Annotated in this window: 20 protein-coding genes; 12 read left to right on the top strand and 8 right to left on the bottom strand. The window is 47.4% G+C overall.

Annotated features, from left to right (window positions below; genetic code table 11):
• Window positions 1-20: 20 nt before the first annotated feature.
• Window positions 21-929 carry a WG repeat-containing protein gene (locus tag OP864_RS14830; RefSeq protein ID WP_270098934.1) on the top strand — a complete coding sequence of 303 codons (909 nt, stop codon included), beginning with the start codon at window positions 21-23 and terminating at the stop codon, window positions 927-929.
• A 28-nt stretch (window positions 930-957) separates the two neighbouring features.
• On the top strand, window positions 958-1,620 hold the full coding sequence (locus tag OP864_RS14825) for a hypothetical protein (RefSeq protein ID WP_270098932.1): 663 nt from the start codon (window positions 958-960) through the stop codon (window positions 1,618-1,620).
• Window positions 1,621-1,663: 43 nt separating this feature from the next.
• Here OP864_RS14825 and OP864_RS14820 read toward each other — a convergent pair whose 3' ends face one another.
• Both OP864_RS14820 and OP864_RS14815 read right to left on the bottom strand, forming a co-directional pair.
• Window positions 1,664-2,206: a hypothetical protein gene (locus tag OP864_RS14820; protein ID WP_270098931.1), complete on the bottom strand. Its 543-nt coding sequence runs from the start codon at window positions 2,204-2,206 to the stop codon at window positions 1,664-1,666.
• 543 nt (window positions 2,207-2,749) lie between these two features.
• Window positions 2,750-3,502: an ABC transporter ATP-binding protein gene (locus OP864_RS14815; protein ID WP_270098930.1), complete on the bottom strand. Its 753-nt coding sequence runs from the start codon at window positions 3,500-3,502 to the stop codon at window positions 2,750-2,752.
• Window positions 3,503-3,642: 140 nt separating this feature from the next.
• Here OP864_RS14815 and OP864_RS14810 point away from each other — a divergent pair, with 140 nt between their 5' ends.
• The 3 genes from OP864_RS14810 to bioB all read left to right on the top strand — a co-directional run bounded on the left by OP864_RS14810 (window position 3,643) and on the right by bioB (window position 5,883).
• Window positions 3,643-4,275, top strand: coding sequence for a deoxynucleoside kinase (locus OP864_RS14810; RefSeq protein ID WP_270098929.1), 633 nt, complete (start codon window positions 3,643-3,645; stop codon window positions 4,273-4,275).
• Window positions 4,276-4,319: 44 nt separating this feature from the next.
• A complete protein-coding gene (locus OP864_RS14805) occupies window positions 4,320-4,790 on the top strand; it encodes a hypothetical protein (protein WP_270098928.1) in 471 nt (156 codons plus the stop codon).
• Window positions 4,791-4,890: 100 nt separating this feature from the next.
• Window positions 4,891-5,883, top strand: a complete 993-nt coding sequence (gene bioB, locus OP864_RS14800; protein WP_015694036.1) for a biotin synthase BioB — start codon at window positions 4,891-4,893, stop codon at window positions 5,881-5,883.
• A 202-nt stretch (window positions 5,884-6,085) separates the two neighbouring features.
• Here the strand turns inward: bioB and OP864_RS14795 are convergent, their stop codons facing one another.
• Window positions 6,086-6,712, bottom strand: coding sequence for a hypothetical protein (locus tag OP864_RS14795; RefSeq protein ID WP_270098927.1), 627 nt, complete (start codon window positions 6,710-6,712; stop codon window positions 6,086-6,088).
• Between the two features lie 572 nt (window positions 6,713-7,284).
• On the opposite strand from OP864_RS14795, the gene mqnE reads away from it, so the two are divergent.
• From mqnE to hemL, 5 genes are all read left to right on the top strand, one after another.
• Window positions 7,285-8,493: an aminofutalosine synthase MqnE gene (gene mqnE, locus OP864_RS14790; RefSeq protein ID WP_270098926.1), complete on the top strand. Its 1,209-nt coding sequence runs from the start codon at window positions 7,285-7,287 to the stop codon at window positions 8,491-8,493.
• On the top strand, window positions 8,494-9,126 hold the full coding sequence (locus OP864_RS14785; protein WP_270098925.1) for a histidine phosphatase family protein: 633 nt from the start codon (window positions 8,494-8,496) through the stop codon (window positions 9,124-9,126).
• An 11-nt stretch (window positions 9,127-9,137) separates the two neighbouring features.
• Window positions 9,138-9,893 carry a menaquinone biosynthetic enzyme MqnA/MqnD family protein gene (locus OP864_RS14780; protein WP_270098924.1) on the top strand — a complete coding sequence of 252 codons (756 nt, stop codon included), beginning with the start codon at window positions 9,138-9,140 and terminating at the stop codon, window positions 9,891-9,893.
• A 273-nt stretch (window positions 9,894-10,166) separates the two neighbouring features.
• A complete protein-coding gene (locus OP864_RS14775) occupies window positions 10,167-11,960 on the top strand; it encodes an ABC transporter ATP-binding protein (RefSeq protein ID WP_270098923.1) in 1,794 nt (597 codons plus the stop codon).
• Window positions 11,961-11,973: 13 nt separating this feature from the next.
• Window positions 11,974-13,260: a glutamate-1-semialdehyde 2,1-aminomutase gene (hemL, locus tag OP864_RS14770; protein WP_270098922.1), complete on the top strand. Its 1,287-nt coding sequence runs from the start codon at window positions 11,974-11,976 to the stop codon at window positions 13,258-13,260.
• A gap of 373 nt (window positions 13,261-13,633) precedes the next feature.
• Here the strand turns inward: hemL and OP864_RS14765 are convergent, their stop codons facing one another.
• From OP864_RS14765 to OP864_RS14745, 5 genes are all read right to left on the bottom strand, one after another.
• Window positions 13,634-14,005 carry a DUF805 domain-containing protein gene (locus OP864_RS14765; protein WP_270098921.1) on the bottom strand — a complete coding sequence of 124 codons (372 nt, stop codon included), beginning with the start codon at window positions 14,003-14,005 and terminating at the stop codon, window positions 13,634-13,636.
• 108 nt (window positions 14,006-14,113) lie between these two features.
• Window positions 14,114-14,944 carry a GIN domain-containing protein gene (locus OP864_RS14760; protein WP_270098920.1) on the bottom strand — a complete coding sequence of 277 codons (831 nt, stop codon included), beginning with the start codon at window positions 14,942-14,944 and terminating at the stop codon, window positions 14,114-14,116.
• An 11-nt stretch (window positions 14,945-14,955) separates the two neighbouring features.
• Window positions 14,956-16,002, bottom strand: coding sequence for a hypothetical protein (locus OP864_RS14755; RefSeq protein WP_270098919.1), 1,047 nt, complete (start codon window positions 16,000-16,002; stop codon window positions 14,956-14,958).
• A gap of 106 nt (window positions 16,003-16,108) precedes the next feature.
• Entirely contained in the window at window positions 16,109-16,813 is a 705-nt protein-coding gene (locus OP864_RS14750; RefSeq protein ID WP_270098918.1) for a CRISPR-associated endonuclease Cas6, read from the bottom strand.
• A 23-nt stretch (window positions 16,814-16,836) separates the two neighbouring features.
• Complete coding sequence (locus OP864_RS14745) at window positions 16,837-17,355, bottom strand: YqgE/AlgH family protein (protein WP_489886456.1); 519 nt, start codon at window positions 17,353-17,355, stop codon at window positions 16,837-16,839.
• A 471-nt stretch (window positions 17,356-17,826) separates the two neighbouring features.
• On the opposite strand from OP864_RS14745, the gene OP864_RS14740 reads away from it, so the two are divergent.
• Complete coding sequence (locus OP864_RS14740) at window positions 17,827-21,012, top strand: CHAT domain-containing protein (protein ID WP_270098917.1); 3,186 nt, start codon at window positions 17,827-17,829, stop codon at window positions 21,010-21,012.
• A gap of 89 nt (window positions 21,013-21,101) precedes the next feature.
• Window positions 21,102-21,521: a nucleoside-diphosphate kinase gene (locus OP864_RS14735; protein ID WP_015694019.1), complete on the top strand. Its 420-nt coding sequence runs from the start codon at window positions 21,102-21,104 to the stop codon at window positions 21,519-21,521.
• The last annotated feature ends 401 nt before the right edge of the window (window positions 21,522-21,922 follow it).

Below are 21,922 nucleotides of genomic sequence, written 5' to 3'. Positions count from 1 at the left end.
TAACCATTATCTAGTATCAAATGAAACTATCTTACCACTCTTTACTTCCCTTATGTCTAGCCCTAATTTTCTTTAGTAGCTGCGAACCAATCAACACCACACCCCCCAAAATCCAAGTTAATACAACGCCCAGTATAACTGCTACCAGCAGCCCAGCAGCTCAAAAAGAAGAACAAAAAAAAGGGAAACCCCTAAATTTAATTGCTCATGACCTACTCATGGAGCAACAAGAATACTTGCATCCATCTTTTGATAGTTTAATTAAATCAAAAAAATTCTATGAGGCCATTGAGGTCCTTAATTTGGCTGCAGAGATGAGCGCCGAACAAACCTTTCAAGACCAACTCAGTGTTCTTCGCAAAAAAGTTTACTTCTTACAGGAAACAAAATTTGACTACGCTTACTACGGTGTTCCTAACGATAGCCTTATCATTGTTGAATCTAAAGGAAAATATGGACTATACAGTACAAAAGGTAAAGAGCTATACCCTCCAACTTTTGACGAGTTAATGCCTTACTTTACTGACAGCTTGCTTATTGTAGAACAAAATAACCTTACTGGATTTCTAAGCTATGAAGGTAAACTTATCCATCCTACCGTATTTTCAGCTATTGATCCCCAAAGCTTCCATCCCCTAATTTTGGTTCATAAAAACAACCGATTTGGCTTTTTAGACCAGTCGGGCAAGGTCGTTCGCCCACTGCAATATAAAAATATTGGCATGGGCGTCTCTGATGGAGTTATCTTTGTCCAAGAAAATAATCTTTGGGGCGGTATAGATACATTCGGACAAACTATTTTTCCCCCTAAGTTTGACAGCCTAGATTTCTCTTTTAATCCTGATGGCCTCGCCCTAGCCCACTTAAATGGTAATCAGTTTTTCATTAACACAAAAGGCGAAAAAGTAGAAAACCCCGCTTTTAAATAATTTTTTCACATTCATATAAAACCACAATATGAAGAAACTTTTATTTCTACTACCTATTACGCTTACATGCTTAGCCTGTGAGAATCCTAATGCACGTAAAGAAAAAGAGTTAATAGAAAGAGAGTTGGCCGTAGCCAAAAAAGAACTTGCCTTAAAAGAGAAAGAGCTCCAAAAACACAAAGACCAAGCAAGCAAAACCTTGGTTTTTACCACAAAAGACCTAAAACAAAAGCCTGATAAAGCACTCTATATTTCAGGACGTCCCTATGAATTAGATGTTGTTCAAAAAAAAACCTCTGATGGCAATCCACCATTTTCTACCCAAACCACTTTTGTCTTTACAGAGATGAATGTCCATCAGTTTGAACAAGCCTCCTCTTTACCTAATTTAAGAATCAATAGTGCGGCGGGAACTCCCATAGCAAAAGACCTAAATGCAGATGGTTTAGAAGAGCTTATCTTCCCCCTTTCTCCTGGGAATGGAACCTGGGGCTCTATTGCAATCTATGCACTAAACAAACAGAAAAAATGGCAACTTGTTAGTAGCTTTTCTCGATGGGCCTTTAGTGAATGTGACGCAAAAGTTTATTGGTTGCCCGCAAGCCAGCAATTAGAAATTTTTAGCGACCAAATGACAGATGAAACTGTTGACTGTAATAAAAAAGAAGTTGTTAACTGGAACATAGATTAACTTTGCCAGAAGCAGCCCCCCAAGGGCTGCTTTTTTACGCCCTCTATTCCCTCTCCTTCAGCAAAGAGACAAGCAAATTCAAGCTATCGTTCTTTGAAAAATGCTCCATATAGCTCCTAGGAAGACTTTGGGTTTTCTCATAAAGAAATCCATAATCAACAGATACATAATATAATGGATCATCTAGCCCCGCCCGCTGCTGACGCAACTCATAAACCCAAAATTCTCGCCCATCCCCAAGCCGATAACGTTTATAGGCCTGAACATAGAGCGGAATGCTGTCTACAGTCAAATCCTCCAAATCATAGGCAATCAATAAGGCAGCTTTATTCTCCTCTTGCCTAGGCAGTTGATACTCCATTTTGTAGCCCTGCAACCCATAAGTATAAATATACAGACTGTCGGTCGTCCAACTTTCCTGATCCAAAATGCTAAACTGCTTAAGCTCTATTTTTTTATCCCTACCCAAACTAATCGTCACTCGCCTAAAATAAGCTGCCGAAGCGCCTTCCCTTTCACAAGAAAATAAAGTGGTTGCCAGAACAAATAGACTGCTGCACAAAAGGAGGATACATCTAGTTTTCATTTTTCTATTTTTTGGGGCTGCCCCTGCGGCCTACGGCCTTGGGTCGGGCCATTGCGCAGCTCGCAAGTCTGCTCGGCCCTGCAGCGGCTGCGCCGCTTTGGTCTGCCGCCTGCGGCGGCCCTGCTACAGCCCCTCAGCCAGATTTAATTGCGCTGCTTTGGCCATGGTTTGCTATGAATTTTCTGCTAGGCCAGCTATTTTTTAAGGGCATAGCCAGCGCTATGGCCGAGAAAAATAGGGCCGACTAGCGGGAAATTGCTGCAAACTATAAAAGTGAGTGCGTTTAAATCTGGCTATTGCCTGCGGCGGCTTCGCCGCCTGCTAGCTGTACCTCTAGGCGGAAACCTAAACACAATGATTTAAGGGCCAAAGAAGAAGGCCCAAAGTAAAAACGCCCCGATGAGCGGCCCAGCGCTGCGGAGGGGTGGCCGAAGGCCAGACCGAGCTTTTGAGCAAAGCGAAAAAGCGAAGGGCCGAACAGCCTTGTGAGCCCCGCAGCATAGCGGCGGCCGGCTTGCCGGCCGCGGGCCCCAAATCCCTATCCTACTCCCCTTTCAAGGCTTTCATTTCTGCCAATCGCTCTTTGGCCGAACGAGGCTGTTTGTTGTAGTTATCGGTTTCTACCAAACCATCTTTTAGGCGAATAATGCGGTGGGTATGCTCGGCAATATCGGGCTCATGCGTCACCACAATAATGGTGTTGCCCTGCGCATGCAGCTCCTCAAAAAGGGCCATAATTTCTACCGAAGTGCGGCTATCGAGGTTTCCCGTGGGTTCATCGGCCAAAATAATCGAGGGTTTATTGACCAAGGCCCGAGCCACAGCCACCCGCTGCCGCTGCCCCCCCGAAAGCTCATTGGGCTTGTGGTCCATACGGCTGCCCAAACCCACAGCCGTCAAGACTTCGGCCGCCCGCTCTAGGCGTTTGCGCTTGCTCATGCCCGCATAAATCAAGGGCAAGGCCACATTTTCTAAAGAAGACAGGCGGGGAATCAAATTAAAGGTCTGAAAAACAAAACCAATTTCTCGGTTCCGAATCTCGGCCAGCTCATCCTCCGTCATCCCACTCACATCCTGCCCATTGAGCAGATAATGCCCCCCGCTAGGCGTATCCAAACAACCCAACATATTCATTAAAGTCGATTTGCCCGAGCCCGAAGGCCCCATCAAAGAGACATAGTCGTTCTCGTAAATATCCAAACTAATTGATTGCAAGGCCCGCACCTCTTGGCCACCCATCTGGTAAACCTTGCTGATGTCTTGAATATTAATAATGCTTTTATTAGAGTTTGCCATAGGGAATCTGCTGATAATCAAAAAGGTAAAGAAGCCGGCCCCAAAAAGAGCTAGCTAAAAGTACAAATTAGAATGGTTTTTTAGGGATAAAAAAATTATTTTAGCCGCAAATTAACGCTTATCGTAAATCAAAATACCTTATGTCTAAAGAGCAACTGCCCTACAAGCATATTGTAGTGGCCGGAAATATTGGGGCCGGAAAAACCTCACTCTGTCGTTTGTTAGGAGAAGAATTTGGCTGGACCGTCAATTATGAATCTACCGATGACAACCCTTATCTAGAAGATTTTTACAATGATATGGGCCGCTGGTCCTTCAACCTACAGGTCTACTTCCTCAATAGCCGATATAGACAGGTACTGAAAATCAAGGCGGGCAATGAAGTGGTCATTCAGGACCGCTCTTTGTATGAAGATGCCCATATCTTTGCCGCCAACCTCCACGAAATGGACCTGATGTCGGTCAGAGATTTTAAAAACTATTTTGACCTCTTCCTCCTCATGGAGTCGCAAATTACCCCTCCCGACCTCATGATTTATCTCAAGTCTAGCGTGCCCACTCTGGTCAAACATATCCAGAAAAGAGGCCGTAGCTATGAGTCGAATATGAGCCTGCACTATCTGCAATCCCTCAACGATCGCTACGAAAACTGGATCGCCGAATACTCCGCAGGTAAATTGCTCACCCTCAGCGCCGACCAACTCGATTATGTGGGCAATGAGGAAGACCGCAAAAAAGTGATTGCTCAGGTCAAAGCCGCCCTAGACGGCTAACCCCCAAAATAACTATCCCCCTAAATCACTAAACTCTATATCTTATGAAAGTCCGAAACCTCTTTTTTGTCCTCCTTTGGCTCCTTAGCCTGACGATTGCCTGCAATACCCAAGAAGCCCCCAAAACCCCAGAAAATGCAGCCCTAGAAGAAGGCCAACTCAGCCAAACAGAAACCGCCCCGCAAAATAATTCTAGCCTAGAAGGAGAAGAATTTCCCGACCGCCCCGGCTTTAAAGGCCGACACAATGATTATGTCTTCTTTATCGAAATGCTCGACAATCAAGAGGTCAAGGGCTTTGTCCGCCATAAAGACCAAAATATCGAAAATGAACTCTCTGGTAAAATGTCCTCTCCCTTCGCCTTCGAAGCCGAAGAATTAGGCGAGGACCCAGATGGCGACGAATTGGTCTGGGCCAAGGTCCGTGGCAAAATCTCGGATGACCCCAACAAAATTGAATTAGACTACAACGATAGCCAAAGCGCTAGCTCTTTTCGCCTAGACCTAAAACGTTAAGTTTTTCGTCTAAGTTCTGAAATTATTGCTTAGCTTTGCCTAGACAAGCAGTGGACGCTTCCGCTGCTTTTTTTTATCTACTGACCAAATGTAAATTATTATGGAAGTACGTAACGATTGGACTACGGCCGAGATTGAGGAAATCTACAACCGCCCCATTCTAGACTTGGTCTATGAGGCCGCTACGGTCCATCGAAAATATCACGAGGCCAGAGAAGTACAGGTTTGTACTTTGCTCTCTATTAAAACCGGTGGCTGCCCCGAAGATTGCGCCTATTGCCCTCAGGCCGCCCGATACAATACCGATGTAGACCACCAATCTCTGCTAGAAGTAGATGAGGTCCTCACTAAAGCAAGTATCGCAAAATCTAATGGCGCTACCCGCTTTTGTATGGGCGCCGCCTGGCGACATGTCAAAAATAATAAGCAGTTTGACCGCGTCCTCCAAATGGTCCAAGGCGTAAATAGCCTCGGTATGGAGGTTTGCTGTACCCTCGGTATGCTGACCGAAGAACAGGCCCAACGACTCAAAGAGGCCGGCCTCTACGCCTATAACCACAACCTCGATACCTCTGAGGAAAATTACGAGAATATTATCACTACCCGAGAGTATCAAGATCGTCTCGATACCATCGATAATGTCCGTAATACGGGCATCTCGGTCTGCTCTGGCGGTATTATCGGCCTTGGCGAAACCGACCAAGACCGTATCGCTATGCTGCACACTCTAGCCAATATGCCTAAGCATCCCGAATCTGTGCCCGTGAACGCCCTCGTCCGTGTGCCTGGCACGCCTCTAGAGGACCAAAAACGGATCACGCTTTGGGAAATGCTCCGCATGATCGCTACCGCCCGCATCATTATGCCCCTCTCTCAGGTCCGCCTATCCGCTGGCCGCGAGGAAATGAGCATCGAGGAGCAGGCCTTCTGCTTTATGGCTGGCGCTAGCTCTATCTTTGCCGGCGAAAAACTACTCACTACCCCTAATCCCGATGTGGATCAGGACCGCCAGATGTTCCAGCTGCTCGGCCTACAACCCCGTGCAGCCTTCAAAGGACAAGAAAACGAAATGGAAGCCGGTAAGTTTGTCTAAACTCCTCCCCCTTCTATAAAAGATACAGATTAGCAGAAAGGCTTTGGCTTTTCTGCTTTTTTTTGGGGGCTGCCCCGCCCTGCGGGCGGGTCGGGCCATTTCGCAGCTCGCAGGTCTGCTCGGCCCTGCGGCGGCTGCGCCGCCTAGGTCTGCCGCCTTCGGCGGCCCTGCTACAGCCCCTCAGCCGGCGGCTTCGCCGCCTCTAGACGCAGAATGGCTTCCTCCTCTTTACAAATGCCGTTTCACAAATTGCGAATAGCGTACCCCGCTTTACAATTGCCATTTCACAAATTGCGAATAGCACACCCCACTTTACAATTGCCATTTCACAAATTGCGAATAGCACACCCCACTTTACAATTGCCATTTCACAAATTGCGAATAGCATAACCCACTTTACAATTGCCATTTCACAAATTCCGAATAGCTTAGCCCGCTTTACAATTGCCATTTCACAAATTGCGAATAGCTTCCCCCGCTTTACAATTGCCGTTTCACAAATTGCAAATAGCTTCCCCCGCTTTACAATTGCCATTTCACAAATTGCGAATAGCACACCCCACTTTACAATTGCCATTTCACAAATTGCGAATAGCATCCCCCACTTTACAATTGCCATTTCACAAATTGCGAATAGCATCCCCCACTTTACAATTGCCATTTCACAAATTGCGAATAGCATCCCCCACTTTACAATTGCCATTTCACAAATTGCGAATAGCTTAGCCCGCTTTACAAATGCCGTTTCACAAATTGCGAATAGCATAACCCACTTTACAATTGCCGTTTCACAAATTGCGAATAGCATCCCCCACTTTACAATTGCCATTTCACAAATTGCGAATAGCTTAGCGCAACTGTAGGATACTGTTTTGCAGCTGCAGAATAGGGCGTAAAGGTTTTGTTGGGCTATTTGTCCTTCGGCCATGGCGGCTGCGCCGCTATCTGCAGCCTAAAGGCCGCAGCCAATTTAGTTGGGCCATCATCTTGCTCGCCGCAGGAGCTTAAAAAGCCCCTGCTTCCAAGATAGAAGGCAGGGGCTTTGGTTTTTCAGGACCTGCGGCTTTTAAGCTGCAGGCCAAGGGGCAGCCAAAAGCTTGCTTAGCTGTTCCAAAATTGGCTGCGGGTTTCAACCCGCAGGTCTATATGTCCATCCTACAGGCCCAAAGGGCCGCAGGCCTAGCGATGCGAAAGGGGGCGGCGAAGCCGCAGACCAAGGCCGTCAGGCCGCAGGGCCGAGCGAGCAGCGAGCCCTGAAGCGTAGCGCCCGCCGAAGGCGGGAGGCCCCAAAAAATAAATAGCTTTCAATTCAAACTGAAAGTTTTAAAAACTGTTAGTTAGGCAAGCCACTAAAAAATGCTAAATTTGCGGCGCATTAGCCATGAAACGAAAACTAGAGATATGTCTACAGCCATTGATACCTTACTGAATGATAGCGCATTAGATGCAGGACTACGTCAGATTGCCCAAGCGGTACAGCAAGAAAAACGCTTGACCGTAGATCAGGGCATTTACTTATATGAGCATGCGCCCTTGGGCTACCTAGGGGTTTTGGCCAACTTTATTCGGGAAAAGAAGCATGCAGATAAAACCTACTTCAACCGAAACTTTCATTTGGAGCCCACCAATGTTTGTTTATATACCTGTACCTTTTGTTCTTACTCTCGCCGAATTAAGAAGCGGGAAGATGGTTGGGAACTGACCTTAGAAGAGATGATGGAAATCATCAAAAAGTATGATGAGGAGCCAGTTACCGAGGTGCATATTGTAGGTGGGGTTTTGCCGCAGTACGATCTAGAATTTTACAGCCAGTTGTTTAGCCAAATCCGTGCACATCGTCCCGACCTGCATGTAAAGGCCCTCACGCCAGTAGAATATCACTACATTTTCAAAAAGGCCAAGGTCTCTTATGAAGAAGGTATGCGCCTAATGAAAGAGGCCGGTTTGCAGTCTATGCCCGGCGGAGGAGCCGAGATTTTCCATCCCGAAATTCGAGAGCAAATTGCAGGCGGAAAATGTACGGGCGAGCAATGGCTGCGCATTCATGAAATCTGGCATGAGCTGGGTATGCGCTCTAATGCTACCATGCTTTACGGACATATTGAAGAGTTTAAGCATCGGGTGGACCATATGGAGCAATTGCGTCAGTTGCAGGATAAAACGGGGGGCTTTCAGACCTTTATTCCCCTTAAGTTCCGCAACCAAAATAATGAGATGTCTCATTTGCCGGAGTCTTCTGCCGTAGAGGATTTGCGCAACTACGCCATTGCCCGTATTTATATGGACAACTTTGAGCATATCAAGGCCTATTGGCCCATGATTGGGCGCACCACCGCTCAGCTTTCGCTAGCTTTTGGGGTAGATGATATTGATGGGACCATTGATGATACCACCAAAATCTATAGTATGGCGGGTTCTGAAGAGCAAAACCCCGCCCTAAGTACCGAAGAATTGGTGCAATTGATTAAGGCCGTGGGTCGCCATCCTATTGAAAGAGGCACCCTATATAATGTGGTCCAAGATTATCAGGATTTTGATTTCAGCCAGCAGCCCAAAAAGGTCAAAAAAGGCTTTGTGGGACTGCCCGTCATTGATAAGACCAAAGCATAAATGACCAAAAAAACGCTATATATCTACCGACATGGCCGCACCCAATACAATTTAGAGCATCGGGTGCAGGGTCGTGGCGTCAACTCTTCCTTAGATGCCCATGGCTTGGCCCAAAGAGATGCCTTTTTTGAGCATTACAAAAGCGAGGGCTTTGAGCTCTTGCTGGCCTCTTCGCTCAAGCGTAGCCAAGAAAGCATAGCGCCCTTTGGGCTAAAGTTGGAGCAAGATATTTGGCATTGGCCCGAATTAGACGAGGTCTCTTGGGGCATTTTTGAGGGGCAGGCCTCTACTCCCGAAATGCACCAAAACTACAAAGCCCTGATGAATGCTTGGGGCCGCGGAGAATATAGCGCCAAAATTCCGCAGGGCGAATCGGCCCTAGAAATGGCGGGCCGTCTGCGCCTTGCCCTACACAAAATCGAACAACTCCCCCAACAGAAAATCTTAATTTGTACGCATGGGGCCACCCTCTCCTTTTTATCGGCCCTGCTTCAGGGGCAAGAACTCAAGGCCTTGCGACAATACAAACACCATAATACGGGCCTCTCTATTTTTGAACAAGATGGGCCGCATTATCGCCTGAAGGCCCAAAACGAAATAGAGCACCTCAGGCTTAGAAATCTGCTCGATTGAGCCCTAGCACTATGAAGAAAAAAATCCGCCTCTCCATTGTCTCCTACCTCAACTCCAAACCCTTTTTATACGGCCTGTTTCGCCACAACCTCGATCAAGAGGTCGACCTTAGCCTAGATATCCCCGCCGATTGTGCCAAAAAACTACTAAACAATCAGGCGGACTTGGGCCTGGTCCCCGTGGCTATTTTGCCCCAATTGGCCCATTATGAATTGGTTAGCGACTATTGCATTGGGGCCTCCTCCCCCGTCAAAACGGTCTGCATTTATAGCCAATGCCCCATAGAAGAAATAGAAACGCTTTACCTAGATTATCAATCGAGAAGCTCGGTGGCCCTGGCCCAGATTCTTCTTAAAAAGTACTGGAAACTTAGTCCCAAAATTGCCCAAGCGAGCAGCGACTATATCCAAAAGCTAGGCGGCAAAACGGCTGGGGTCGTCATTGGCGACCGCTGCATGGGCCTAGAAAAAGACTTTGCTTATGTCTATGATTTAGCCGAAGTTTGGATGCAATATAGCGGCCTGCCCTTTGTTTTTGCGGCCTGGGTGGCCAATAAAACGCTGGCCCCTAGCTTTGTCCAAAAATTTAATGCCGCCCTAGCTGAAGGACTAAATCAGCGACAACAATTGCTGGCCCTACTCCCTCCCCAAAAACAATTTAGCCTAGAGGAGTATTACTATAAAAACATTGACTATCAGCTAGACGAGGCCAAAAGAAAAGGCCTAGAGAAATTTCTTCAAGAGGGTGTAGAACTGGGGTTGTTGTAAGTTGTTTTTTGGGGCCTCCCCCTCCCTTCGGTCGTCGGCGGTTACTCCCTTTGGTCGTCGAACTGCGGCCTAAAGGCCTTGTTGTCGTTTCAGGGCTCGCAGGTCTGCTCGGCCCTTCGCCTGCTTGGTCTGGCCCTACGGGCCACTGCTGCACATCGCTAGGCCATTTACTACAATCGTCAAGAAAAGGTCAAGAAAATAAAAAAGCTTTTGCATCTCTGCTTTATGGCCTATCTTGGCCCTTGCTCAGAGAGCCAAAAATAAAAGTCATCTATGCGCGAATTAGCTTATTTAAATAAATACTTTTACAAATACCGCTGGCGATTTTTGCTGGGGGTTTTGTTTGTTTTGGCCTCCAATTACTTTCGGGTTTTGCAGCCACAGGTCATCCGCTATGCCCTAGATTTAGTCATTGACAATGTCTATTTCTACCGCTTATTGGAGGGCAGCCGCTTACAGGCTGATTTCTTTGGGCAGTTGGCTAAGATTTTACTCTTTTTTGGGGGACTCACGCTCTTGTTTGCCCTTCTGATGGGCCTATTTATGTATTTCATGCGGCAAACCCTCATTGTTATGTCTCGTTTGATTGAGCGCGACCTCAGACAAGAGATTTTCCAGCATTATGAGCGCCTACATCTAGCCTTTTATCGCAAAAACAATACGGGGGACCTCATGGCCCGCCTCACCGAAGATGTGAGTAAGGTCCGTATGTATTTGGGACCAGCCGTAATGTATGGGGTCAATCTCGTCTTTCTGATGGTCATGGTCATTGGGGCCATGCTTTCGGTGAGTGTAGAGCTCACGCTCTATTCCTTGATTCCCTTGCCTATTCTCTCCTTCTCTATTTATTATGTCACCAGCATTATCAATAAAAAGAGTGAGGCCATTCAGGGGCAGCTCTCCACCATCAACAGTTTGGCCCAAGAGGTCTACTCTGGCATTCGAGTGGTCAAATCTTATGGGCGAGAAGAAGCCATGGCCGACTTCTTTGATGAGGAGATTGAAGACTATAAAGAGAAGTCGCTCAGTTTGGTCCGTGTAGAGGCCATGTTCCGCCCCTTGATGATTATTTTGATTGGGGCCAGTACTATTATTAGTGTGCTAGTGGGCGGTATGCTTGTGATTGATGGGAAAATCTCGGCGGGAAACATTGCCGAGTTTATCATTTATATTAACATGCTCACTTGGCCCGTCACTTCTATTGGTTGGGTGGCCTCTATTGTTCAAAGAGCGGCCGCTTCTCAAAAGCGCATCAATGAGTTTTTAAAAACTGCCGTAGCCGTAGAAGATGAGGCCCAAGGACAAACAGCTCCGCCCTTGAAAGGAGCCATTGAATTTAAAAATGTAAGCTTCCGCTATCCAGATACGGGTATTTTGGCCCTAAAAGACCTCAACTTTAGCCTAAAAGCAGGCGAGCGCATGGCCATTATTGGCCGCACGGGCTCGGGCAAAAGCACCATAGCCGACCTTTTACTGCGGATGTACGATATAGATGAAGGCCAAATCTTGGTGGATGGCCAAAGCATTCGGGCCTATCCCTTGGACCAATTGCGGCAGCAAATTGCCTATGTTCCTCAGGATGTCTTCCTCTTTTCTGATACCATTAGTAATAATATTGCCTTTGGTGCTCCCGGAAAAAGCCAGGAAGAAATTGAGCAGGCCGCCCGCTATGCCGCCGTATATGAAGATATCATGAGTTTGGACCAAGGTTTTGCTAGTCAGGTGGGCGAAAGAGGCGTCACCCTATCGGGGGGACAAAAACAGCGGGTATCCTTGGCCCGCGCCCTGATCAAAGACCCTAGTTTGCTCCTATTAGATGATTGTCTTTCTGCGGTGGATACCAAAACAGAGGCAGAAATTACGCAGTACCTCAAAACGGTTTGTGCAGACAAAACCACCATTATTATTACCCATCGGCTATATGCCTCTTTGGCCTTTGACAAAATTATGGTCCTAGAAGAAGGCCAAGTAGTAGAGATAGGCAGCCATGAAGAACTAATTGCAAAAAAAGAAGGCTACTATTACGAGCTTTACGAAAAGCAAAGAGTAGAAGAATTAGAAAAATAAAACAGTAACTACAATGAAATCAACTAAGTCAGCAGCACTATACGCAGAGGCCAAAGGCTATTTTCCGGGTGGAGTGAGCTCTCCTGTACGGGCCTTTAAATCGGTAAAAGGAGTACCTCTTTTCATTAAAGAAGGAAAGGGCGCCAAAGTATGGGATGAAGACGATAATGAATTCATCGACTTTTGTGGCTCTTGGGGTCCCCTTATTTTGGGCCACAACAATGATGAAATCCGAGAGAATATCTATGCCGCCGTGGCCAAAGGGACTTCTTTTGGCACCCCCACTCGTTGGGAAAACAAATTGGGGCAGTTGCTTCTAGAAAACAACCGCTTTGTAGAGAAAATCCGTTTTGTTAGCTCTGGAACAGAAGCCGTGATGTCGGCTATTCGTTTGGCCAGAGGAGTAACGGGCAAAGACAAAATCATCAAGTTTGAGGGTTGTTATCATGGGCATGTAGACTCGCTTTTGGTGAAGGCGGGTTCTGGCTTGGTTACTTTTGGAGAAAGCACCAGTGCGGGTATTCCCGATTCTTTTGCCAAAGAAACCTTGGTCCTCCCATTAGACCGTCCTGACCTCTTGGAAGAATGTCTCAGAGAGTATGGCGAAGAAGTAGCTGCCGTAATCATTGAGCCCGTACCAGCCAACAATGGCCTTTTGCTTCAGCAAAAGAGCTTTTTGGAAGAATTGCGTCGCTTGACCAAAGCTTATGACTGTCTCCTTATTTTTGATGAGGTGATTTCGGGTTTTCGAGTAGGTTTTGAGGGAGCGGCTGGCTACTATGGCATTCAGCCCGACATCATTACTTATGGTAAAATCATTGGTGGAGGAATGCCTGTGGGGGCCTATGGTGCTTCTGCTGAAATCATGGGCCATGTAGCCCCTGATGGTCCAGTTTATCAGGCGGGAACCTTATCGGGTAATCCGGTGGCTATGGCTGCGGGTTATGCTTCGGCCAAACAGTTGTTGGTCCCAGGTTTTTATGAGGAGATGGAAGCCAAAACGCAGGCTTTTGTAAAGAATATTCAGGATTTCTGTGATGAGCGGGAGTATCCTGTACATATTTCGACCATTGGTTCTATTTTCTGGATGGCCTTTGACCGCAGTACGATTCGCCGGGCAGACCAAATTGATGCGGCGAGCATGGAGCACTTTAAGGCTCTACATGCTGATCTTTTGGACCATGGCGTTTATTTGGGTCCTTCTGGTTATGAGGTAGGCTTTATTTCGGCAGCACATACGCCCGAGATTTTAGCCGAGGCTGCCGAAAAAATCAAGGCGAGCTTGGGCCGTGTATTTTAGGTCCTTGCGCATGTATAGCTAAAGCGCCATCAGCCTGAGGCTGATGGCGCTTTTTTTGGGCCCGAAGGGCTTTTGTTTGGCCTAGCGATGTGCAGGGGTGGCCGCAGGCCAGACCGAGGCGGCACAGCCGCCGAAGGGCCGAGCAGACCTGCGAGCCCCGAAACGTAGCGCCGACGAGCGAAGCGAGGCGGAGGCCCCAAAACAGCAGCGAGCCCCGCAACGACAACAAGAACTTTAGTTCGCAGTTCGACGACCGAAGGGAGTAACCGCCGCAGCAAAGCTGCGGAGGCCCCAAAAAACAGTAAGAAAGGGGCAGAAAAAAGCCCCAATTCACGCTTGTAAATTGGGGCTTAAAATCGAATTAGCTTATGGATTAGGCAACAAAGTGATCTTCTAGATTACCTTCTTCATTACCAAGACCTTTAGGATTGCGACCATATTGGTTTTCGCCATGTTCACTATCAGAAACAGCCAAGATGAAGTTGTAGATAGGAATTAGCATAAACCAACCGCTTTTTCCTACATCATGCATACGGCGAACGGCCACAGCGATAGTGGGAACAAGCGTAACGAGCGAGAATATGCTGCCTAAAAAGACACCTGATTCGCCCATAATAGCGATACCTACTCCTGACAATACTTGTTGAATAACTGCGTTGATGATGACGAACATCCAGTACTCTTTTCTTCTGGCTCTACCAGAGAATGTGGCAAACTTTTGCCATGGGGCTAAATACCATTCCATAGATTAAGGTTTTGTTGGTTAGGGATTAAACAATAGTTTAATTTATGGCTAAATATTTAGACTTGCAATTGTTTTTGTGAAAATTATCACAAAACTACAGAATTAAGGCTAATTGGCATCGATAACTTGGCCAGAGCCAGTTGCTGTAACAGTTTTGGCGGGGTTGCCTTTATAATAGAGATTTCCGCTTGAGGAGAGGTTGGCATCTAATAAACTAGAGACCTGGCATTCAATCTGGCCGCTACCTGCATGTTGGTAGCTTCCGTTTTGGCTCAGGAAGTTGAAGCCTGCATAGCTACCACTACCGCTAATATTGACGGATTCGCTGGGGCTATAGCCGCTAATATTGCAGCTACCGCTCCCATTTAGGTAGGCCTCCCATTGATTAGTTTGCAGATCTGGGATCAGGATATTTCCGCTGCCTGTAATTTGGCCGACAGCTCGGCTAGCGCTACCTTCAAAAGAGATATTTCCGGAGCCTGTTATTTCTAAAAAGAGCGCATCTTGTACTGTAATTGCATTTTGGCAATTGATATCACCGGAGCCAGAAGTTTTGAGAACAAGGCTATCAAAATTGGCGGTTCCATCGGTAAAGAGCTGCATATTTCCGCTGCCAGAATTTTCAAAATAGAAGCCTTGGGGGGTATAGACGGTCACCTTTAGTTCGTAGGCGCCATAATTGCCTTGGTCTAAATCTAGCTCTAGGATGCCCTCACTATTGACGGTCCAGAAAATGCGTTTAATAAAATTGGCATGTCCTTCTGCAATCACTTCTAGTTGGGGGCCATATTGGACATCGACATCATAGTCGGCTTCTAGCTCTACGCCAGCCAGGGGACCTTCTACGGGCAGTTGGCTATCGACAATATCGCCTTCCCCTTCAATAGTGCAGCTCATGAGGCTAATAAAAAGGGCCAAAAACAAAAAGGAGTACTTCATAGGGGTTGTAATTAGTGAATAAATTGTTCTAAGCGCTGGCCATCCTCTACTTTATGGATGCTCAGGCGTTTTTGATTGGGGCTGAGTTGCTCAATCAATAACTTATCTTTGTAGGCCGATAGCCAGAAATAGTTATAAAAAGCTTGGCCTACTTTGGGGCGTTGACTTTTGGGTTCAAGCAATTGGCGCCAAAGCAATTTTTCCTCGCTTAGGGAAATGGCCAAGAGCAGCGCACCGGGGGCTCTTTCGTTAAATACGATGGCGTAGAGGGTATCATTTATCAACAAAGTCTTCATTTCTTCATAGCGTTGGATCTGCTCTATGGGCAGGGCAAAAGACTGTTGTTTATAAAGGATTTGAAGTTGTTGATTATCTGGAAGAATTTGCAGAAAGCCTCTAATTTCGCTATCTGTGGCCTCATCCCAAATGAGTCCATCAAAACTAAAGTCGTATTCGCTCAGCTGTCCTTTCTCTAGGTCTAGGACCACCGATTTTTGTTTGCTCTCTAAATAGGAATTGAAGACCAGTTGCTTGCTGCTGTGGCTAAAATAGTTGAGATAGGGCCGAGAGTAGCGCAATTGGGCGTAGCTCACGGAATCGGAATGGGGAATTTTCAGGCCAAAGACCTCTTCGCCTGCAGCATTATATTTATAGACCTTATAGCCTTCGGCTCCTTTGAGGTGCTTAACGCAAACGGCCCCATCTTGGGCCAAAAGCAAAAAGTTTTGGCCCCCACTCAAGGCTTTTTCTTCTCGGTTGAGCAAAGGTTTAGCGGCCTTAGAGCTGAGGTCGGTCATCAGAACGCCCTGCCCAGCAGTGAGCTCAAATAGTTGGCCCTTAAAGGCAATTTTATCTATAGATAAGCCATCAAAACGGCTATGGTATTTGCTTTCGGTCTTAAAGCTCTGGGCGGCGATGTTCTCCGATTCATAGGGCCGCAGTTGGTCCAATTGTACATAACGGCCCGCAAAGGGATAAATGGATAGGGCCAGACTATCTTGGGCAGCCAAGAGGCCCGGCAAACACAAAAGAAGGCAAAAAAAGAAGATCTTATTCATAGTTAAGCTTAGGCAGGTTGAAAATACTGCCCAAAGATACAGAAGTCTCGCCAATTTAGGGCAGTAAGATAAAAAAGGAGCTGGCATTAAGCCAGCTCCTTTTCCTTTAGCGATAAGGCTTTACCACCCCAAAACCAACGCTCGTTCCCTGCCCCAAACCGATAAAGTTGGGCAAAAAGACATTGGTCTCAAAGTCTAAGGTATAGGCCTCTTTCTTGATGCCTTTATAAGATACCCGCTTCAAATCTAGCGGCTCGGTAATATGCACCTCTAGCTCTTCTTCTAAATGCACGCCCATGGCCCCATAAAAGTTGAGGATGTGGTTGCGCAAAATCCGCTCGAGCAGCTCCAAACGCTCCCGCAAGCTGCGGCAAGCCTTTATGGCCCGATAGTTTTCACTGTTTAGGGCCAGCCAATTGTGGAGGCGATACAAACGCGGATGCTCCCAATAATGTAGGTTGTACTCCTGCAAATGCAAGCGATGAATCCGCATATCATGCTGCTTGTCGCCAATCTTAAGGCTCCAATCCGATTGCGTAAAAAAGTGATGAGCCTCCTCTACCCCCCGATCAATGCAAAGCAATAGGGGCCGTCTTTTGTGCAATTTGTACTGAATCAAAGGGTAGCGATAATGAAAACTCTCTTCTTTTTGCTCATCTTCATTGTTGTGGTTGTGAAACCAGTCGTTTTCTAAGCCCACCTTATGGGCCATCGCTCCTCTAAATTTACTCAGTTCCCAAGGCTGCAAATAGGTCTGAAAACTCACTTCTAGCATCCTTAGTTTTTTTAGGGAGGTCTTGTTGTTTGTCATATTGATTGGTTTAGTCAAAAGATTTAGTTCCATACCGGAATCGGCATTTGCGCCATCACACTATAACGATCGCCCAAATTTTCCAGCACGCTTTTCCATAATAATTCATTCTGTGGCTGAAAGATGTAGTTGCGGTCGCTCTCAGCCAATATCCAAGTCTGCACCTCTATTTCTTCCTGCAATTGGCCCTCGCCCCAACCACTATAGCCCACAAAAAAAGTAATGTCGTTTTGCTCCAATAATCCCTGCCGAATCAAGACCTTGAGCTGCTCATAGTTCCCGCCCCAATACAATCCTTCCTCAATTTTCATGGCCCCTTCCAGTAATTCTCCCTTGGTATGCACATAATGTATGCTGTCGGTCTGCACCGGCCCGCCAAAATGTACTTCCGCAGAAAAATCCGGAAAATCATTGACCAAATCCTTAATATCTAGCCCCATAGGCTTGTTCAACACAAAACCTACGCTGCCCTCCCGCTCATGGTCGCAGAGCAAAATTACGGCCCGCTTAAAATGATGATCAGACATAAAGGGCTCGGCCAATAATAAACGCCCCGCCTGCAAACTCAACTTCTCGATGACTGCTGTTTTTAGTATAAAAAAAGATGCCCCTAAGGGCCTTGGGCTAATTTAGTAGAATTCAACTAATTTTTCGCTTTTTCTTTTTCATTTCTACTTTTGGGGCCTTACTCCTTTCAGTCGTCGAAGACGAACTAAAGTTCTTGTTGTCGTTGCGCAGCTCGCTGCTGTTTTGGGGCCTCCGCCTCGCTGCGCTCGTCGGCGCTACGTTTCGCAGCTCGCAGGTCTGCTCGGCCCTTCGGCCTGCGGCCTCGGTCTGGCCTAACGGCCACTGCTACACATCGCTAGGCCAAGCCCCTCTAGGCCCCCTAGCCCAGCCCCTAACAACCAACTCCGCCCCTCCCTTGGTCGAAAAAAAAGCAGGCCCTTGCTTTTTCTCTTAAATTAGCCCTATTTTTCGACCCATTTACACGCCTAGAAAAACTACCTTCAGATTTGAAGCCTTCTACTATATATTATAGCGTCCTTCTTGGACTTTTTTGCCTTTTTGCCGCTCCCCATCTCGCTGCCCAAAACTGCCCCCAACAGGATAGTAGCCAAGCCTTTGCCGCCTTTGAATCCGCAAAAAAGGCCATGGGCCAAGGCCAAGCCGGCCAAGCCTTTGACCAAATGGAGAAGGCCAAAAACCTACTGGCCCAAGCCGGCTGCTGGGAAAACTGGACCCGCATCTCCTATAATAAGGCCATTATGCACAAAAGAGCCGGCCAAATGCAAGCCATGAAAAATGAGCTCCGCCTGGCCCAAACTACCGCCCTCCAACAATTGCCCGAAAATGACCCCTGGCAGGGCCATATCGCCTACCTCTTTGGCCGATTTTATATGGGCCAAGGTGCCCTAGATACCGCCAAACTCTATTTCCTGCAGTCTCGATTTACCTATAAGTTTGCCCAGTCTTGGAACGATTACGCCCAAGCCTCTAGAGCCCTAGCCGAAACGAGCCTCTATATGCAGGATTATAGACTCATGGAACGCTATTTAGATGATGCCTTTACCGTTACTCAAGAACAGCTCAATAATGATTTGCCTTCTTTGCGCAAAATCCTACAGCTCTATGGGGCCCTCTATTACCGAACTGGAGATTATGAATCGGCCCTAGACCGAACCAAAACTACCCTAGAAATTGTCAAGGAAGCTATGCAGTCTAGACAAGATTCTATCGAGGTGGCTTCTTATTATAATAATATTGGCCTGCTCTATATAGAAATTGGCGATGTGGATAAGGCCGAGGATTATTGCCGCAATGCCCTCAATTTGTCTAGCCAATTAGGCGACCTTTTCCGCATTGCCAATACCTACACCAACCTGGCCGAACTCACTCGCAAAAAGGCCGCCTATAGCCGAGCCTATAATAACTTTAAGAAGGCCGAAGATGCCCTCAATAGAATGTCGCCCAAAGAACAGGCCGCCAATGCCGCTATCCAAGCCCGTATCCAACTCAATTTGGGCTGGGCCGAGGTGGCCTGGGAAATCGGAAAGAAGAAAGAGGCTTTTGCCCTCTTGGCCCAAACCGAAAATTGGCAAAAACGCCTGCGCTTCAAAACCGAATCTACCTTTTTGCTCTATGGCCGCTTTTTTCGCCTGCAAAAAGATTGGGAACAAGCCAAAAACAAACTCGATAAAGCCCTAGAAGAAGGCCAAAAGACCTATAGCTCGGGCAAACATCCCGATTTGGCCCGCATTTACCTAGAACGCGCCCTGCTCTTTGCCCAACAACCCAAAACCGAAATCGGCCAGGCGCTTATGGCCCTAGAACAGGCCACAGAAGCCCTGCAAATGAAGGCGGGCCTAGCCGCTACCGAAGAACTCTCTGCCGTTTCGGACCGAGAACTGCTGCTAGAAGTCATGGAGGTCCAAATTAAACTCTACGACCAAGCCGGCCAAGAAGAAATGGCCTACCGCCTCGCCCTAAAGGCCGCTAGCCTCGCCTATGAACTCCGAAATAGCTTTAAGTCGGAAGGCTCTCGCCTCTTTTTGCTCCAACGCCTGATTCCTATCTATGAGCAGGCCCTGGCCATTGTCTATAAACGCTACCAAAAGCAACCCAAAACAGACTATCTCTTAGAGGCCTTTCAGTTGGTGGAACGCAGCAAGGCCCTACTGCTCTTAGAGGCCCTACAAACCGAAAATGCCCGCGCCTTTGGGGGCCTACCCAAAAAGCTCCTCAAAGAGGAGCGCCGCCTCAGCCGAGAATTGGCCAAAAAACGCAAGCAGTATTTTGAAGCCCAATTGGCCAATAATGCGGCCCAAATGGATGCCCTAGACAAAGAACTGCTGGCCCTAAAAAGAGAAAGCCAACGCCTACAAGATACCCTAGAGGCCAATTACTACGATTATTTCCGCCTTAAGTATGAGGATAAAACTCCTAGCCTAGAGCAACTGCAGAAAAAACTCGATACCGGCGAACGCTTCTTAGAGTATTTTTCGGCCCAAGATGGCTTTTACCTACTGGCCCTTAGCCCCCAGTCTGGAGAGCTCTTTTATTTGCCCAAAGGCGAAGATTTTAACCGCAAAATGCGCAACTTTCGCCTAGCACTGACCAATAGCAGCTGGCTCAAGGAGGAACAAAAAACCTTGGCCCTCAAGCAGCTCCTCATTGCCGAGGGCTGGGACCTCTACCAGCAGTTTGTAGCTCCCGCCCTAAAAGCTGAGGGCATCGATAAAATTCTCTTGGTCCCCGATGGCCTCCTCAATTATATTCCCTTCGAGGTCCTGCTCTCTGAAGCCCCCGCCCCAGAAGAAGTCCGTCAGCCTAGCTTTAAGACCCTGCCCTATTTGCTTAAGCGCTATAATGTGCATTATCATTATTCGGCCGCCTTGCTCTTATATGAAAGGCCCAAAATTAAGTCAGGCCGAGTGCTGGGCATGGCCCCCTCCTATGCCTATGATGCCCAGGCCCATGCCTCGGGAACCGATAGCCGACAGCATCATATTCGCAGCTCGGTAGATGATCTGCCTGGGGCCAAAGCCGAGATTCAGCAGCTCAGTAAGGCGTTTAAAGGGCTCTTTTTGTATGGCCAACAAGCCAATGAGACCGAATTTAAAAAGCAAATTAGCAAAGAAGAATATGCCCTGATTCATTTGGCCATGCACGGCTGGGTAGATGAAGAGCGGCCCGAATACTCTAATTTGGTCTTTAGCCACCGCCACGATAGCCTAGAAGATGATCTCTTACATGCCTATGAGCTCAACTTACTAAAGATTAGGGCCAACTTGGTGGTCCTCTCGGCCTGCGAAACGGGCTTTGGCAAATATGAAAGAGGCGAAGGGGTGGTCAGTCTGGGCAGAGGCTTTATGTATGCCGGAGTGCCCGCCCTAGTCATGACCCTTTGGCCCATTAACGACCAAGCTACAGCCATCTTGATGCAAGACTTTTATGAGGGACTGAGCGCAGGAAAAAGCAAATCGGAAGCCCTGCGACAAGCCAAGCTCAACTACCTAGATGCGGCTGGCGATATCAGTAGCCACCCCTTCTTTTGGGCCTCCTTTATTGAGCTGGGCGACGACCGCCCGATCAAACTTAGTCGGGCCGGCAACTGGAAACTCTATTTGCTGCTCACTGCCCTGATTATCCTGCTTTTGGGCCTTTTGGCTCGTTATTTTCGGCCACAATCAGGAAATTAAAGGCAGTATTTGGATATGCCAAGGGCTTTTTATATTATTGCGCCCAATTAAACAGAATACCTTTTACTACAATAATAAAAAACAAACTAATGGCAACTAATAAAACGCTGACCATGATCAAGCCCGATGCTGTAAAAGCTGGGCACACTGGCGCTATCTTGGCCCAAATCAATGAAGCAGGTTTCCGTATTGTGGCCCTAAAAATGACCCAGTTGAGCACTGCTGCTGCTGAGCGTTTTTATGCTGTACACAAGGAGCGTCCCTTCTTTGGCGAACTCGTTGAGTTTATGACTTCTGGTCCTATCGTGGCCGCCATTTTGGAAAAAGACAATGCCGTAGCTGACTTCCGTACGCTTATCGGTAGCACCAACCCTGCTGAGGCCGCAGAAGGTACTATCCGCGCTAAGTATGCTACTAGCATCGGAGAAAATGCTATCCACGGTTCTGACTCTGACGAAAACGCCCAAATTGAAGGCGATTTCCACTTTGCTGGACTAGAGCAGTTCTAAGCGATTTTTTCCGCTTGTGCATTAAGCCAAGTTCTCTTTTTAGAGGACTTGGCTTTTTTTGTTTTGGGGCCTGCCGCCTTCGGCGGCCGGGCCCTTGCAGGGCTCGCAGGTCTGCTCGGCCCTTCAGCCCTGCGGGCTTCGGTCTGGCCTACGGCCACCCTTTCAGGCCCCTAGGCCTGCGGCCCTTCGGGCCTTTTAACTGTAGGTTGAAACCTACAGCAAGAATGGTATTGCTTCGCAAGAATCTATAAATGAGGGTTGAAACCCTCATGAAATTAACTTCTCGGCCATCCTTTGATAAAAATTTCAGGCTAGTCAAGGCATTTTTTAAAGGCATAGCCCTAGCTATGGCTGAGAAAAATAACGCTGAATAGCAAGAAATTAAAACAAAGGATAGAAGG

Origin of the sequence: Saprospira grandis, from assembly GCF_027594745.1 — a bacterium.
Classification (GTDB): Bacteria; Bacteroidota; Bacteroidia; order Chitinophagales; family Saprospiraceae; genus Saprospira; species Saprospira grandis.
This window is presented reverse-complemented; position numbering and strand designations above follow the sequence as displayed.